Source organism: Bacteroides bouchesdurhonensis, assembly GCF_900155865.1.
Classification (GTDB): domain Bacteria; phylum Bacteroidota; class Bacteroidia; order Bacteroidales; family Bacteroidaceae; genus Bacteroides; species Bacteroides bouchesdurhonensis.
Genome location: NZ_LT707006.1, coordinates 3,131,338 through 3,145,282 on the forward strand (window position 1 = coordinate 3,131,338; position 13,945 = coordinate 3,145,282).

At 37.4% G+C, this 13,945-nt stretch carries 12 protein-coding genes; 4 read left to right on the forward strand and 8 right to left on the reverse strand.

The window, feature by feature from the left end; all coding sequences use genetic code 11:
* Positions 1–87 precede the first annotated feature (87 nt).
* Positions 88–2,058, reverse strand: coding sequence for a type I pullulanase (pulA, locus tag CZ225_RS13180; RefSeq protein WP_077154421.1), 1,971 nt, complete (start codon positions 2,056–2,058; stop codon positions 88–90).
* 268 nt (positions 2,059–2,326) lie between these two features.
* Here pulA and CZ225_RS13185 point away from each other — a divergent pair, with 268 nt between their 5' ends.
* Entirely contained in the window at positions 2,327–3,772 is a 1,446-nt protein-coding gene (locus CZ225_RS13185; protein ID WP_077154422.1) for an alpha-amylase, read from the forward strand.
* An 88-nt stretch (positions 3,773–3,860) separates the two neighbouring features.
* Here CZ225_RS13185 and CZ225_RS13190 read toward each other — a convergent pair whose 3' ends face one another.
* The 7 genes from CZ225_RS13190 to CZ225_RS13220 all read right to left on the reverse strand — a co-directional run bounded on the left by CZ225_RS13190 (position 3,861) and on the right by CZ225_RS13220 (position 10,894).
* A complete protein-coding gene (locus CZ225_RS13190; RefSeq protein WP_077154423.1) occupies positions 3,861–4,937 on the reverse strand; it encodes a mechanosensitive ion channel family protein in 1,077 nt (358 codons plus the stop codon).
* A 365-nt stretch (positions 4,938–5,302) separates the two neighbouring features.
* Positions 5,303–5,818, reverse strand: a complete 516-nt coding sequence (locus tag CZ225_RS13195; protein ID WP_077155828.1) for an outer membrane beta-barrel protein — start codon at positions 5,816–5,818, stop codon at positions 5,303–5,305.
* Between the two features lie 96 nt (positions 5,819–5,914).
* The gene (locus CZ225_RS13200; RefSeq protein WP_077154424.1) at positions 5,915–6,211 is read right to left on the reverse strand and encodes a YtxH domain-containing protein; all 297 of its coding nucleotides are present in this window, start codon (positions 6,209–6,211) and stop codon (positions 5,915–5,917) included.
* 35 nt (positions 6,212–6,246) lie between these two features.
* Complete coding sequence (locus CZ225_RS13205; RefSeq protein WP_077154425.1) at positions 6,247–6,498, reverse strand: GlsB/YeaQ/YmgE family stress response membrane protein; 252 nt, start codon at positions 6,496–6,498, stop codon at positions 6,247–6,249.
* A 716-nt stretch (positions 6,499–7,214) separates the two neighbouring features.
* Entirely contained in the window at positions 7,215–8,375 is a 1,161-nt protein-coding gene (locus CZ225_RS13210; RefSeq protein ID WP_394334020.1) for a cytochrome-c peroxidase, read from the reverse strand.
* Between the two features lie 322 nt (positions 8,376–8,697).
* The gene (locus CZ225_RS13215) at positions 8,698–9,441 is read right to left on the reverse strand and encodes a DUF5131 family protein (RefSeq protein WP_077154426.1); all 744 of its coding nucleotides are present in this window, start codon (positions 9,439–9,441) and stop codon (positions 8,698–8,700) included.
* Positions 9,442–9,508: 67 nt separating this feature from the next.
* Positions 9,509–10,894 (reverse strand): GDSL-type esterase/lipase family protein, encoded by a 1,386-nt coding sequence (locus tag CZ225_RS13220; RefSeq protein WP_077154427.1) that lies wholly within the window; start codon positions 10,892–10,894, stop codon positions 9,509–9,511.
* 92 nt (positions 10,895–10,986) lie between these two features.
* On the opposite strand from CZ225_RS13220, the gene CZ225_RS13225 reads away from it, so the two are divergent.
* The 3 genes from CZ225_RS13225 (at position 10,987) to mtgA (ending at position 13,924) form a co-directional block, all read left to right on the forward strand.
* The gene (locus tag CZ225_RS13225; protein ID WP_077154428.1) at positions 10,987–12,360 is read left to right on the forward strand and encodes an MATE family efflux transporter; all 1,374 of its coding nucleotides are present in this window, start codon (positions 10,987–10,989) and stop codon (positions 12,358–12,360) included.
* A 126-nt stretch (positions 12,361–12,486) separates the two neighbouring features.
* Positions 12,487–13,200 carry a YiaD family glycine zipper/OmpA-like lipoprotein gene (locus CZ225_RS13230; RefSeq protein ID WP_077154429.1) on the forward strand — a complete coding sequence of 238 codons (714 nt, stop codon included), beginning with the start codon at positions 12,487–12,489 and terminating at the stop codon, positions 13,198–13,200.
* Complete coding sequence (gene mtgA / locus CZ225_RS13235; RefSeq protein WP_077154430.1) at positions 13,181–13,924, forward strand: monofunctional biosynthetic peptidoglycan transglycosylase; 744 nt, start codon at positions 13,181–13,183, stop codon at positions 13,922–13,924. Before CZ225_RS13230 ends, mtgA begins: the two co-directional genes overlap by 20 nt.
* The last annotated feature ends 21 nt before the right edge of the window (positions 13,925–13,945 follow it).

Consider the following 13,945-nt stretch of genomic DNA (forward strand, 5'->3'; position numbering starts at 1 on the left):
ACAGATAATCGCTTTATTTTTTATATACATTAATATACACTTCAGTTTGATGAAGACAAATGAATGAGCAGAATCTTTCAGTAAGTACTATAATTGCCGATACAGTATAAGAGCCGAAGAAGGTGTCACTCCGATATTTCCTCCATGCAAATGCTCCTGACCGTCTAAGTCAATTCGCCCATCGCGACAAACTACAGTCCAATCCTGTTCCGGAATATTAAATTCTGTCTGATGCCGATTTCCATTGTAAGCTACTAGAATTTCTTTCCACTCATCTCCGTTCGCATATTCACCTAACGTATAGGCTATTACACCAGAATCACCCGTATCCATAAAATGAAGATACTGTTGTAACCCCTCTACTGTTGGAATACGGAAAGCGGGATGCGCTTTACGAAGCATAATCAACCCTCTTATATAATCAAACACATCACGATTCTTAGCTTTGAATGCCCAATCAATCTGGTTGATGGCATCCGGTGATTTAAAACTATTCGGCTCCCCCTGTTTGTCCTGCATGATTTCGTCACCTCCACGAATGAACGGAATTCCTTGGGATGTTAATAGCACAGTATGCACCAACTTGACAATAGGAACCAACTCATCGGCTGCCTGCTCACCATGAACTGACAGTTTCAGTTTATCCACCAAAGTATATCCATCATGACAGGATACGAAATTAATCATTTGTGAAGGAGCAGCCGCATATGGGGCATCGCAATAAAGTAATCCATCATAAACTACTTGCGGATGCTGTGTACCACCGACAATACCGTATTTCACCGGCTCAAAATGTCCATTTATATTTCCAGAGGCATATCCGGGCTCCTGTTCATCAAAAGTACTTCCTTTCAAACCATCACGAAATTCGTCATTAAACACGGCAATACCTTCCATCTGACCGACATTTTCTTTTATCGCCCGTTTTTCCGGTGGTAGAGGAGAATCAGCAGCAAGCCATCCTTCGCCATATATAAAAATAGTAGGATCAATCTTCAGCAACTCTTCTCTCAAACAATTCATTGTCTCAATATCATGTATCCCCATAAGGTCGAAACGAAATCCGTCAATATGATATTCATTAGCCCAAAACTTAACAGATTCAATAATGTAGTGTCGTACCATATCTCGTTCTGAAGCTGTTTCATTTCCACAACCAGAAGCATCCGAATATGATCCATCCGGGTTCTGCCTGTAAAAATAATCCGGAACCGTCAGATTAAAGTTCGAATATTTAGTAGAAGCAGTATGATTATATACCACATCGAGAACGATACGAAAACCGTTTTGATGAAGGCTCTGGACCATTTTTTTGAATTCACGAATACGGATAACAGGATCAGACGGATTACTAGAATAACTTCCGTCAGGTACATTATAGTTTTTCGGATCATATCCCCAATTGTAGTTATTTTCCTCCAATTTTGTTTCATCAACTGTTGCAAAATCGAAAGAAGGCAGAATATGAATATGCGTCACGCCAAGTTCTTTTAAATGATCCAAACCGGTAGCTTCTCCTTCAACAGATTTAGTTCCGGTTTCAGTCAGAGCCAGAAACTTTCCTTTATTTTCAATACCCGAATTAGGATCAATACTAAAATCTCGGTGATGCAATTCATAGAGAATGATGTCGGAATACATTTTCAATTCAGGTGCTCTGTCCGATTCCCAGCCTTCCGGGTTCGTTTCATTCCAGTCGATTACGGCACCGCGACAACCATTAACACCAACTGCTTTTGCCCAAATACCAGGTGTCTCATCCAGCCAATTTCCATCTTTTTCTATCTGGAAAGTATAGAAATAACCTTTCAGATCACGATTTAACTCAATACGCCATGTGCCATCATCGGCCATATCCATTTCCAATTGTTCCTCTACATCTCCTTCTTGACCTGATAAATACAGATTCAGTCTAGCTCTATTTGCAGAAGGTGCCCACAGAGTAAAAATTGATTTCTCAGGTGTGTACACTAACTCCAAATCACTTCCATAATAACATGGATATTTGTCAAACGAATCCAATTGTTCTGCAGACGGATGATTCTTTATCTTTTCCATTTATTAAATTAATTTAATCCCATAAAAATTGGTTTACTTTCCAAAACAAACAAGTTTGAATGTTTTGTTTTTCTATTATAACAACGTAAAAGACAAAATAATCGTTATCAAATCAAATAAATATGAATATAAAAGGAATAGTTAAGATAAATTTTAATTAAAAAGGCAAATATGCCATATCTTATAAAAAAATAAAGTAAACATGCAAATACAAGAACTTTACTATTGACATTTTTGTTAGGCTTTAATTATTAAAAATTTTAGAGTTATGGAAAATGGTGTAATGATGCAGTATTTTGAATGGAATCTGCCAAATGATGGAAATTTATGGAAACAATTAAAAGAGGATGCATCGCATTTACATGATATCGGTGTAACTGCTGTCTGGATTCCTCCCGCCTACAAAGCCGATGAACAACAGGACGAAGGTTATGCGACCTATGATTTGTATGACTTGGGCGAATTTGAGCAGAAAGGAACCATAAGAACAAAATATGGAACGAAAGATGAACTGAAAGAAATGATTGATGAATTACATAAAAATCATATTTCAGTCTATCTAGATGTAGTATTGAACCATAAAGCGGGAGGCGATTTCACCGAAAAGTTTATGGTGGTGGAAGTAGATCCGAATGATAGGGAAAAAGCATTAGGAAAACCTTATGAGATACAGGGATGGACCGGATATAGTTTTCATGGACGTAAGGATAAATATTCTGATTTCAAATGGCATTTTTACCACTTCTCTGGAACAGGTTTTGATGATGCTCAAAAACGAAGCGGCATTTTCCAAATACAGGGAGAGGGAAAATCGTGGAGCACAGGTGTAGATAATGAAAACGGAAACTACGATTTCTTGTTATGTAATGATATCGATTTGGATCATCCGGAGGTCATTACCGAACTGAACAGATGGGGTAAATGGGTTTCTAATGAGCTGAACCTTGACGGGATGCGCTTAGATGCCATCAAGCACATGAAGAACAAATTTATCGCACAATTCCTGGATGCAGTGAGAAGCGAGAAAGGTGATGCATTTTATGCGGTAGGAGAATATTGGAACGGTGACCTGGAAACACTTGATGCCTATGTAGAATCTGTAGGTCATAAAGTCAATTTATTCGATGTTCCGTTACATTATAATATGTTTCAGGCATCGAAAGAAGGAAAAAACTATGATTTACAGAATATCCTGAAAAATACCCTGACTGAACATCATTGCGACTTAGCCGTTACCTTTGTCGATAATCACGATTCGCAATCAGGAAGCTCTCTTGAGTCACAAATCGAAGATTGGTTTAAACCATTGGCTTATGGACTGATTTTGCTGATGAAAGATGGTTATCCCTGCATTTTCTATGGAGATTATTACGGCATTAAAGGAGAAAAGTCGCCTCATACTAAAATTATTGATATACTATTGGACGCAAGGCAAAAATATGCTTATGGCGAGCAGATAGATTATTTTGACCATCCTTCAACTGTAGGCTTTATCCGTACGGGAGATGAAGAACATTCTGGTTCCGGATTGGTTTTCTTAATGTCTAATGATGAAGCGGGCAGTAAAATGATGAGTTTAGGTGAAAAACATAAAAACGAAGTGTGGCATGAAATAACCGGAAGCATTCAGAAAGAAGTTACTTTGGATGAAGAAGGTAACGGAGAATTTTCTGTTGAATCTCGTAATATAGCTGTTTGGATAAGAAAAAATTGAGTATTGATATATTCAATAAATTATGAAGGTGCTATTTACATTTGCAAAACTGCATCTTCATAATTTATTTGTACCTACTCATGGACTTTCAAGATGCAGTATACGTGCCCGAATTGATAGGTTCGTTCTTATTTATATAAAGTGTTTGAGTAGGGAATGCAAAATCGAGCCCTGCTTTATTAAAAGAAGTAAGTATCTCCAAATTCATATCCGAAGTAACTTTCAATATATCACCTTGTTTCTTTATATAGTAGTTATAAGTGATAACAAGTGCCGAGTCAGCGTAATCTGTAAAAACTGCAGAGATATCCGAAGGATTTTCAGATACATTTTCCATCCTTTTGGGAATAGCCCTCAATATATCCAAAGCCTCTTTCATTTTTTCAGGTGTTGTATCATACGTCAATCCGAGTTTTACAGTTACCCGGCGCATCGGTTCGGAAGAGATATTGATGATTGATGTATCCGTAATTTTATAATTCGGAAGCGTGGTAATACGCCTATCATAGCCCAATATTTTTGTACTCCGCACGCCAACATCAACAACTGTCCCCTCAGTACCATTCACATTTATTGTATCGCCAATGCTGAAAGGCTTGTCTGTAAAGATGGTAAAAGCACCGAAAATATTCTTTACCGTATCTTGTGCAGCCAAAGCGAAAGCAATACCACCAATACCCAGAGTACCTAATAACGCACTGATATTAACGCCGATGTTACTTAATGCCATTACAAGTCCGATAATCCATACAATGACCAAAATTGTCCTTTTAATAACTGGCATCATTGTATTGGCCTTTCCGTCGGAGTTATGCCTCCAATAAATCTGGAGCAAGCCACTGAATAGGCGAGCAAAGATCCAAGTAATATCCAGAATAATCAAAATTCGATAAGCATTGTCAACAACCTTGACGAAACTATCCGGATAGACCAACCTGTGAATAGCTATCCAGATACCAAGTAATATTACAGCAAACTTTATAGGTGATTCTAGAGAATAATAAATAATATCATCTACCCTGTTAGTGGTGCGGTTGGTAAATGGCTTGATAACCTTCTTCCCCAACAATGATAAAAGTTTTATCAATATGAACGCTCCCACTACAATAAATATGGAAATGACCCAGTTTTCAACGGTATTTCCCCCAATTTCCTGTTCCAACATATTCTCAATATTTTTAATTATTCATTTAAAAAATTATATTCTTATCTGCTTTCTTCTGTCATTCTACTCTTTCCATATAAATCTTACCCTCAATTATAATTTTTATGCAATTTTCTGTCCGCTAAACCACATTGTACCAATTGTTGATTCATTTTTTGTATCAACAATTCTTCTACAGATAGAACACCCTGTTGGGTAAACAAATAGAGCTTAAATTTGGCAAAAAACGCATATACTGCACCCGATTCCTCCATCATCCACACATGTGACAGCCTCCGTTATTTATGGACAAAGCAACCCGTTCCTGTATAGTTATTACTCAGGAACGGGCTCTAATAATAATCTTAGTTCCCAATGAAACATTGTTAAAACTTATAGCCATATCCTAACATAATGACCACATTATCTTCATGTGCAAGCATAAATTTAACTTCCGCATTTAAAAAACTATGAGAGGATAAAGGGAGAGAAATACCGCCACCTAAATTAAATGCAAACTTTGATGTATTATCGCTCTTTTGTTCAATGTTTTCACCGTCTACGGTAATTGTACGTTTTCCGTAAAAATTATTCTGCATACCAATACCGGCAAGCGGATAAACAGAAAATCCCTGTTTATCTTTACTAAAATTGAATACATAGTGGAAGTTGAGGTTTACATCCAGCCCTGTTATTTTATCTTTAGGAAAGAATAATGTAATATCCGGAGCTAGACGAAGGTTGTTTGCTATAACATAGCGTCCCTGTACTTCCAGCCCAAATCTTTCATAATTTGTCTGGTAACCTAAATTTCCCATGATAGAGCCTTCACCTTTCAATGTCTGCGCATCTACTCCTGCGGTAGCCATAATAATCATAATAAATAATAATATTTTTTTCATGATTTCTTTTTTTTGATTGATAAAACGTTTTAAAAATACAGAGAGAGCAATGCGATTTTTTTTCATAATTCCCTCTCTGCGAAAATCAACATCCACTTATTTTTTTGCATTGTCTGCAAAGTTGTGGACTTTGTTCTTCATCTCATCGGCCTTCTCTGCAACATTAAAAGTCGTGTCGGCTACCTTATCGGCAACTTTTGTCCCAGCATCTATGACTTTGTCTTTAGCAGAACCAACAAAATCTTCTGTCTGGTCAGTAGCTACATGAAGGGCATGAGATATTTTATCCTTTACTTGCTTTGCTTTTGAAGATTGACAACAGCGATAAACAATAGCTCCGAAAATGGAACCTAATCCAAGCCCTATCCAGAAATTTGAACATTTACTTTCCATAATTAAAATTCAGTTTAAAAGTTAATAAATACGATTCAAGAAACACGTGGTTTTCTGAATAAAGAAACAATCCATAACAGCAGAATAGCACCTACAATAGATGTTATGAGGCTGCCGAGAATTCCAACAGTGGCGATCCCCAACAAACCAAAAACCCAGCCACCCAGAAGACCGCCTACGATACCAACCAATAAGTTGATGAGTAGTCCAAAGCCGCCTCCTCTCATAATTTTGCCAGCAACAAATCCAGCAATAATTCCAATAATAATGTACCAAATAAAATTCATACACTTTTAAATTTAGGATTTATAATCAATTTAAAACTTCTGTTTTTTCAGTCTTTTTCAGAAAACAGAAGTTTCAATATATAGTTCGATATGCAAAAATACAATTAACAATAATTTTAATATTAGAAAATTATCACTTTAATCCTCTAAAAAGTTTCAATTTACAATCAAATCGTGATTTTTTTTTAAATTAAAGTTTGTTCCTTTTTCGAATTAACCTAAACATTTATCATCACGGATTCATGTTAGAGGAGTATTTTACTGGATTGTCAAAAATCCACAGCTTGATTACTTTTATCCATCAAGGGAAAACTATTCTATGGATAGTCATTAGTCATTCAGTTCCAGTATTACTAATGCTCTAATCGTTCTATGGATAAAATACATATAATTATGGAGTGGAATAATATCCTTAAAGAGAAGTTCTCGCAATTAAGCAAAACTAATTATGAAGAAACACTTCAAATATGTCTAAACGCATATTCCCGAAGGATGCGAGAAGGAAAAGTCACTTGCTATCGAAGCTTATAAATTGCGTTGTCATAGTTTGATAGAGAATCGTTATATGTGTCCCAGATTTCCGGGAGAGAAACAAAAAAAGAAGTGAAAAAGAAATTTTATTAAATTCTTTTAGCACTTAATCAATGTGGTGTCAAAATGAAGTAACTCTTTAACTACAATATACATGATTATAAAGATATAAAAAGACCGAATATTCAGTCTTGCTTTTTATCTCCCTTCATTTTGGACTTACACGTTTTATATCCATCCGTTAATGTTTTCATAAATGCCACGATATCCGCCTCTTCCTTAGCAGTCAATCCTAGATTACCCAACTCTTCCCCGTTCACAGTAGCGGGATACTCTGCAAGAGGATATTCATTACCTACATCCCGGACATTATAAAAATGAACAATATCTTCCAACGTTTTAAAATACCCGTTATGTCCGTAAGGAGCAGTTAATTCTACATTACGGAGTGTAGGCACACGAAACTTACCATTTTCATCTTCGGATTTCACAATGGCACCTAGACCTAGATCAATAGAGTCAGAAGTTAACAAGAAATATTTAGTAGGTACCTTATAATGTGGATTGTCTGGATTCCTAGGTATTCCTAGATTATCATATGTAAAATCAGTAAAGAGAATTTGATAAGCCTGTTCATCCCGCTCCATAACATGGCAATTGGCACATTGCCCCTCAGTCTTAAACAGTTCCATTCCCCGCATCTCTTGTTCTGTTAACTTGCATTCCCCCTCCATATAGGCATCAAATTTAGAAGAAAAAGGAGAGAGCTCTTCTGAAGACTCATACGCAACCATTGCATCAGTGATATATGCAAAAATTGAATCCACATCATCAGTCTTTCCATAAATGCGTACTAATTCTGAATAATAAGCTGTACGCTTTACCTTTTCTACTACCATATTTTTATCTGCATTCCCCATTTCGACAGGATTCAACAAAGGAATCCCGGCCTGATCCTGTAAAGAAGGAGACCGTCCGTCCCAGAATAGGCCCCCAACATAAGTCGAATCAGAATCATCATAATGTAATTCTGGAATATACTTGGCATAACATATACTCATAGAATTACGTTGAGAAAAAAGGCTGGCTATGGCACCGGGAGAAACAGCACGGTGCTTCTCGTCACTGAAACCTTTCGAATTATCATGGCAGGTTGCACATGACTGTCCTGCAGGTTCGGACAAAGTAATATCATTGAAAATAAGTTTTCCCAGTGTTTCTTTATCATTGCATATCTTGAGATGTGTATTTCCACACGCAGTAAACAGCGAGCCAAACAATACCATATAAAGTAGTTTCTGCATAGTGTTCATAGTCAAATGAGATATAATAACGTTATAATCCATAAATTACTCAAATATAGAATATTTTTGCCAAATTACAAATAACATATAACATTTCTACTACATTACCAACTCGTTTTTTTTTAAACGACATATTTTAAAGTATTCAAGTTTCCTATACAAAATGTAAATATGCATATATCCACTTACATCTTAACTCCATTACTCACATAAGTACAAGAGCAATTGATGACGAAAAAAAGATAAGTCCAATCGAACGAATCACATTTATAATCCAGATTCCTTTCATATTTTAGCAGCCCCTACAATTTTAAAGTAATACAAAACACGATAAGTATAACGATAACCTAACAGGTCAACCTATTTATTTGAAATTTATTCCGGCTTTACGTGCCTGTGAATGCTGGAATTGGCGTTTGATAAAATATAATTTTTTATCTTTGATAAATTTGGCTCCAGTCTGTTTGAACCAGAAAGCAATATCATTCTCTACGCATACATTACGTAGTTCCATTACCCAATCGAAATCACATAAACGAGCTTCATATCCCGATTCTCCACCCACAACTACCTGTTCAATCCACATACCAATATCGAAAGCACTAAGGTCTATCCTTTCTAGAAGTGGCTCGCAGATTATGATTTTATGCTTGATAGGTGCAGCTTTGTATATAGGTAAGCGGTAATCGGCACACATCTGATTCTCAACTGTACAACAAATAGTCACATTCTCATACCCATCACCCCAATCTTCAGGTAAATTCTGAGCAAAACGATCAATACGTTTAGTAATCATCATAAAATTAAGATCACTACGTTCACGCATCATCGCCCAAGCCTCCATGCGCCAATGGTCGGCATCTTCGATAAAGAAATCGGATGTAAAACAAGTATATACCATTGTCCCTGAAGGAACTTTGTAATCCCCATTGCGTTTCCTGCGTATTGGCAAATCGAAGTTTTTCGTTTGCGCTACTACCGAACTATCCACATCACGCTTGACATCACCACGATAAACGTAGCAGTGTTTACATCCTGGACTTAACTTGTGGCAACCGTGCCATAAATTCCACATCACTGATCCTTTCACAATAGCGTTTGTTGGCATTACACTTTCCGCAGACTCCTGACGTTTTACAAACCATAAGCGTCAGGAGTAATAAATAATAATGAATCTATTTTTTTAAAGACTGATATACAGTTTTTGCCATAACCTTTGCACCTTCTTCGTTAGGATGAATACGGTCTGGGAATAATTGAGGCATTCCATCCATTGCCGTATGAAGGTCTATAACAGGCAAATCATTTTTCTTGGCTACTTTCTTGATCATTGGAATAATTTCCTCGACAATAATATCATCGTTTATATGTTCTCCGACCAGATAAGCTTTTGAAGGAAAGCAAAGATAAATTTTTGGCTGAACAGGTAATGCTTTAAATGAATCAATCATAGTCTGTAGATCCTTCATGTAATCTGTCTTGTATTTCCAATTAAATGATTTACTGTCATTAGTCCCTAACTTAATAACAACTATATTAGGCGCAAAGGCCAATGCATCTTTATATGCTTGTTCTTTCATATAAGGATGATCACCTTTATTTAATAAAGTACGTGCACTGACTCCGAAGTTTTTCACCCAATAACTATCCCCTAACAGACGACTCAATACAGAAGGATAACTATCATGTTTCGGGTTTCTTGTTCCTACCCCATACGTAATACTATTACCAATACATGCCACGCGTACAGCATCTTTACGAATGGCTTTAAAACTACGTAACCAAGAAGTCAGTTCGTCAAGCATTTCATTTTTATAGGCAAAATCCTCACGAATACCCCAACCATGACCACCAGTTGGATAAATATGAAGGACGGCAGGAACTCCTTTTTTATTCAAAGCCAAATAATAATTAACTCCATTAGCAGGAGGAACCGCCTTATCATCATCACTATAAACAATGAAAGCACGAGGAGTCTCTTTCGTCACCTGCTTTTCATTAGAATATTTGTTTTCCAGCTCAACAGAAGCATCTTTACCCAAAAGAAAATCATGAGAACCCATGTGAGTATATGATTTATCCATTGTGATCACCGGATAGAATAAAATCTGGAAATTAGGACGAAGTTCCGGTTGGGTATGTGTTGCGATAGTCGATGCAAGATGTCCTCCTGCAGAAGAGCCCATGACACCAATATCATTCGGATTCAGATTCCAGACATCAGCACTGTCCCTAGCCATTTTCATTGCTGCTTCCCCATCAGAAATAGGAATTGTATAATCTCCGTTAGGCATACGATATTTCACAACAATCAAAGCAATACCTTGTTTATTAAAGTAAGGTGCCCAATCATATCCTTCATGACCTACAGCCAGATTCACATATCCCCCACCTGGAAAAGCAACTACGGCACGACCTGTTGCCAATTCCGGATCCGGAAGGAAAACACGTAGTGATGGTTGTTCAATATCAAAAGATTTGGGAGCATTTTGAGCCGTTCCCCGCGAACTTGCTAACAAAGTAATTAACAGTAAGAAGAGAGTAGAAAATTTCTGTTTCATAGTATCTTTATACTTTGGTTAATGAATAATTAGATGTGCAAAGATAGCTATTTTTATGTATATTTGTACTTTCTTTTAAACAGAAAATTCATATGCAAGGAATAAAGAACCTTACACAAGGTCCCATCAACCGCCAATTATTTAACTTGGCAATGCCCATTATGGCAACCTCATTTATCCAAATGGCCTATAGTCTAACAGATATGGCTTGGGTAGGACGATTGGGAAGTGAGGCAGTTGCTGCTATCGGTTCTGTAGGAATCTTAACGTGGATGTCCGGTTCCATATCCTTATTAAATAAGGTAGGTTCCGAAGTCAGTGTCGGACAATCCATCGGAGCACAAAATCAGGAAGATGCCCGCCATTTCGCCTCACACAACATAACGATTGCACTTATTATCTCTATTTGTTGGGGCGGATTGCTTTTCATATTTGCAGATCCTATTATACGCATCTACGAACTGGATGAACACATCACAATCAGCGCAATCAAATACCTGAGAATTATTTCTACCGGATTACCCTTCGTTTTCCTCTCCGCAGCTTTCACCGGAATTTACAATGCTGCCGGACGAAGCAAAATTCCATTTTATATCAGTGGAACAGGATTAATTCTTAACATAGTACTCGATCCTCTATTTATCTTCGGTTTCAGACTAGGCACAAATGGTGCTGCCTATGCAACCTGGATATCAGAAGCAACCGTTTTCCTTATTTTTATCTATCAATTACGCTACCGTGATGCATTGCTTGGAGGTTTCCCTTTCTTCACCCAATTAAAAAAGAAATATACCCGGCGTATTTTGAAACTTGGATTACCTGTAGCTACCCTAAATACATTGTTTGCCTTCGTCAATATGTTCCTTTGTCGGACAGCTTCCGAACAAGGAGGACACATCGGACTAATGACTTTTACCACCGGAGGACAAATTGAAGCTATCACATGGAATACCTCACAAGGATTCTCTACCGCACTCAGTGCCTTCATTGCCCAAAATTATGCAGCAGGACGAACTGAACGAGTCATCAAAGCTTGGTATACCACTCTTTGGATGACAGGTATCTTCGGAACGTTCTGCACACTGCTGTTTATTTTCTGTGGGAATGAAGTCTTTTCTATTTTTGTTCCCGAACGAGCTGCTTACGAAGCCGGAGGTGTTTTCTTACGTATTGATGGATACTCACAGCTCTTCATGATGCTTGAAATCACCATGCAAGGAGTCTTTTATGGTATCGGACGTACCGTACCTCCTGCAATAATAAGTATCATATGTAATTACATGCGTATACCGCTCGCTATCTTGTTTGTACGTATGGGTATGGGAGTAGAAGGAATTTGGTGGGCTGTCAGTGTTACTACAGTTGTCAAAGGATTGATTCTTTTGGGATGGTTCATAATTATCAAGCAGAAGTGTTTGAACTTACCTTCTGTAATGCAAAATCAAGTATCGTCTTCCAAAACCTAACAAATCTAAAAGATAGAGATTATTATTTTAACTTAAAAAGAACGTCGAAGACAAATAATATTTATCTTTGCATTGTTATTTATTGAAACATTATAGAATATAAACCTAATTAAAAAACATTGGATTATGAATAAGATGAAATTTATGGTTCTTTTCATGAGTATCACTATGATATTCAGTGGCTGTGCTAGTATGAGCAATACAGGTAAAGGTGCTGCTATCGGCGGTGGTTCGGGTGCTGCGCTAGGTGCTATCCTGGGTGGTGTTATCGGTAAAGGCAAAGGTGCTGCTATTGGTGCCGCTGTCGGTACTGCAGTAGGTGCCGGTACAGGTGCACTTATCGGTAAGAAAATGGATAAAGCAGCAGCTCAAGCAAAACAAATTGAAGGAGCTCAAGTTGAACAAATAACCGATAATAACGGATTGCAAGCTGTAAAAGTAACATTTGACTCCGGTATTCTTTTCAATACAGGTAATGCTAGTCTGAGTGCTGCTGCAAAAGCAGCTTTGAGCAAGTTTGCCAACAATGTGTTGAACCAGAACCGAGACATGGATGTAGCGATCTATGGTTATACAGATAACCAAGGCTGGAAAAACAGTACTGCAGAACAAAGTCGCCAGAAGAATATAAACTTATCACAAGAGCGTGCCCAGAGTGTATCAAGTTATCTTTTGAGTTGTGGTGTTGCGGCTAGCCAGATCAAGAGTGTAGACGGAATGGGAGAAAGTGATCCTGTTGCCAGCAATGAAACTGCTGCAGGTCGTGAACAGAACCGTCGTGTAGAAGTTTATATGTACGCCAGCGAGCAAATGATCAAAGATGCACAGGCAGCTAATTAAAAAAATACTTCGTTACACTCGTAATCTGCTGATTTTTTTCTTTGCATCTACTATTCTAGCGGTCCTTGTTTATCGTTTTATGCCAGTCTACATCACACCGTTGATGGTGATCCGTAGTGTTCAACAGATTACATCAGGAGATAAACCCACGTGGAAACACACGTGGGTTTCTTTTGATAAAATATCTCCTCATCTGCCGATGGCAGTCATTGCTTCCGAAGATAATCGTTTCGCAACACATAATGGTTTCGACTTCATCGAAATAAAAAAAGCGATGAAAGAGAATGAAAAACGGAAAAAGAAACGGGGAGCAAGTACTATTAGTCAGCAGACAGCTAAAAATGTATTCTTATGGCCGCAATCTTCATGGGTACGGAAAGGATTCGAAGTTTATTTTACTTTCCTCATTGAATTATTTTGGTCGAAAGAACGAATCATGGAAGTATATCTTAACTCTATTGAAATGGGAAATGGCATTTATGGTGCGCAGGCTGCTGCCAAATATAAATTCCATACCACAGCAACCAAACTAACCAAAGCTCAATGTGCATTGATTGCTGCGACATTACCCAATCCCATACGATTCGATTCAGCCAAACCTTCTCCTTATATATTAAAACGACAGAAACAGATTCTTAGATTAATGAATCTTGTCCCAAAATTTCCTCCGGCTCCAATGAAAAAGCCTGTGGAAAAGAAGAATGCAAAGAAAAGTAAACGATAAATGGTGAATGACAAATAGGAT

Bases quoted from the DNA above. Each gene is read 5' to 3' on its own strand.
- CZ225_RS13195 (WP_077155828.1), bottom strand. From the start codon at position 5,818: ATGAAAAAAATATTATTATTTATTATGATTATTATGGCTACCGCAGGA.
- mtgA (WP_077154430.1), top strand. From the start codon at position 13,181: ATGCACAGGCAGCTAATTAAAAAAATACTTCGTTACACTCGTAATCTG.
- CZ225_RS13190 (WP_077154423.1), bottom strand. From the start codon at position 4,937: ATGTTGGAACAGGAAATTGGGGGAAATACCGTTGAAAACTGGGTCATT.
- CZ225_RS13185 (WP_077154422.1), top strand. From the start codon at position 2,327: ATGGAAAATGGTGTAATGATGCAGTATTTTGAATGGAATCTGCCAAAT.
- CZ225_RS13205 (WP_077154425.1), bottom strand. From the start codon at position 6,498: ATGAATTTTATTTGGTACATTATTATTGGAATTATTGCTGGATTTGTT.
- CZ225_RS13200 (WP_077154424.1), bottom strand. From the start codon at position 6,211: ATGGAAAGTAAATGTTCAAATTTCTGGATAGGGCTTGGATTAGGTTCC.
- CZ225_RS13220 (WP_077154427.1), bottom strand. From the start codon at position 10,894: ATGAAACAGAAATTTTCTACTCTCTTCTTACTGTTAATTACTTTGTTA.
- CZ225_RS13215 (WP_077154426.1), bottom strand. From the start codon at position 9,441: ATGCCAACAAACGCTATTGTGAAAGGATCAGTGATGTGGAATTTATGG.
- CZ225_RS13230 (WP_077154429.1), top strand. From the start codon at position 12,487: ATGAATAAGATGAAATTTATGGTTCTTTTCATGAGTATCACTATGATA.
- CZ225_RS13210 (WP_394334020.1), bottom strand. From the start codon at position 8,375: ATGGATTATAACGTTATTATATCTCATTTGACTATGAACACTATGCAG.
- pulA (WP_077154421.1), bottom strand. From the start codon at position 2,058: ATGGAAAAGATAAAGAATCATCCGTCTGCAGAACAATTGGATTCGTTT.
- CZ225_RS13225 (WP_077154428.1), top strand. From the start codon at position 10,987: ATGCAAGGAATAAAGAACCTTACACAAGGTCCCATCAACCGCCAATTA.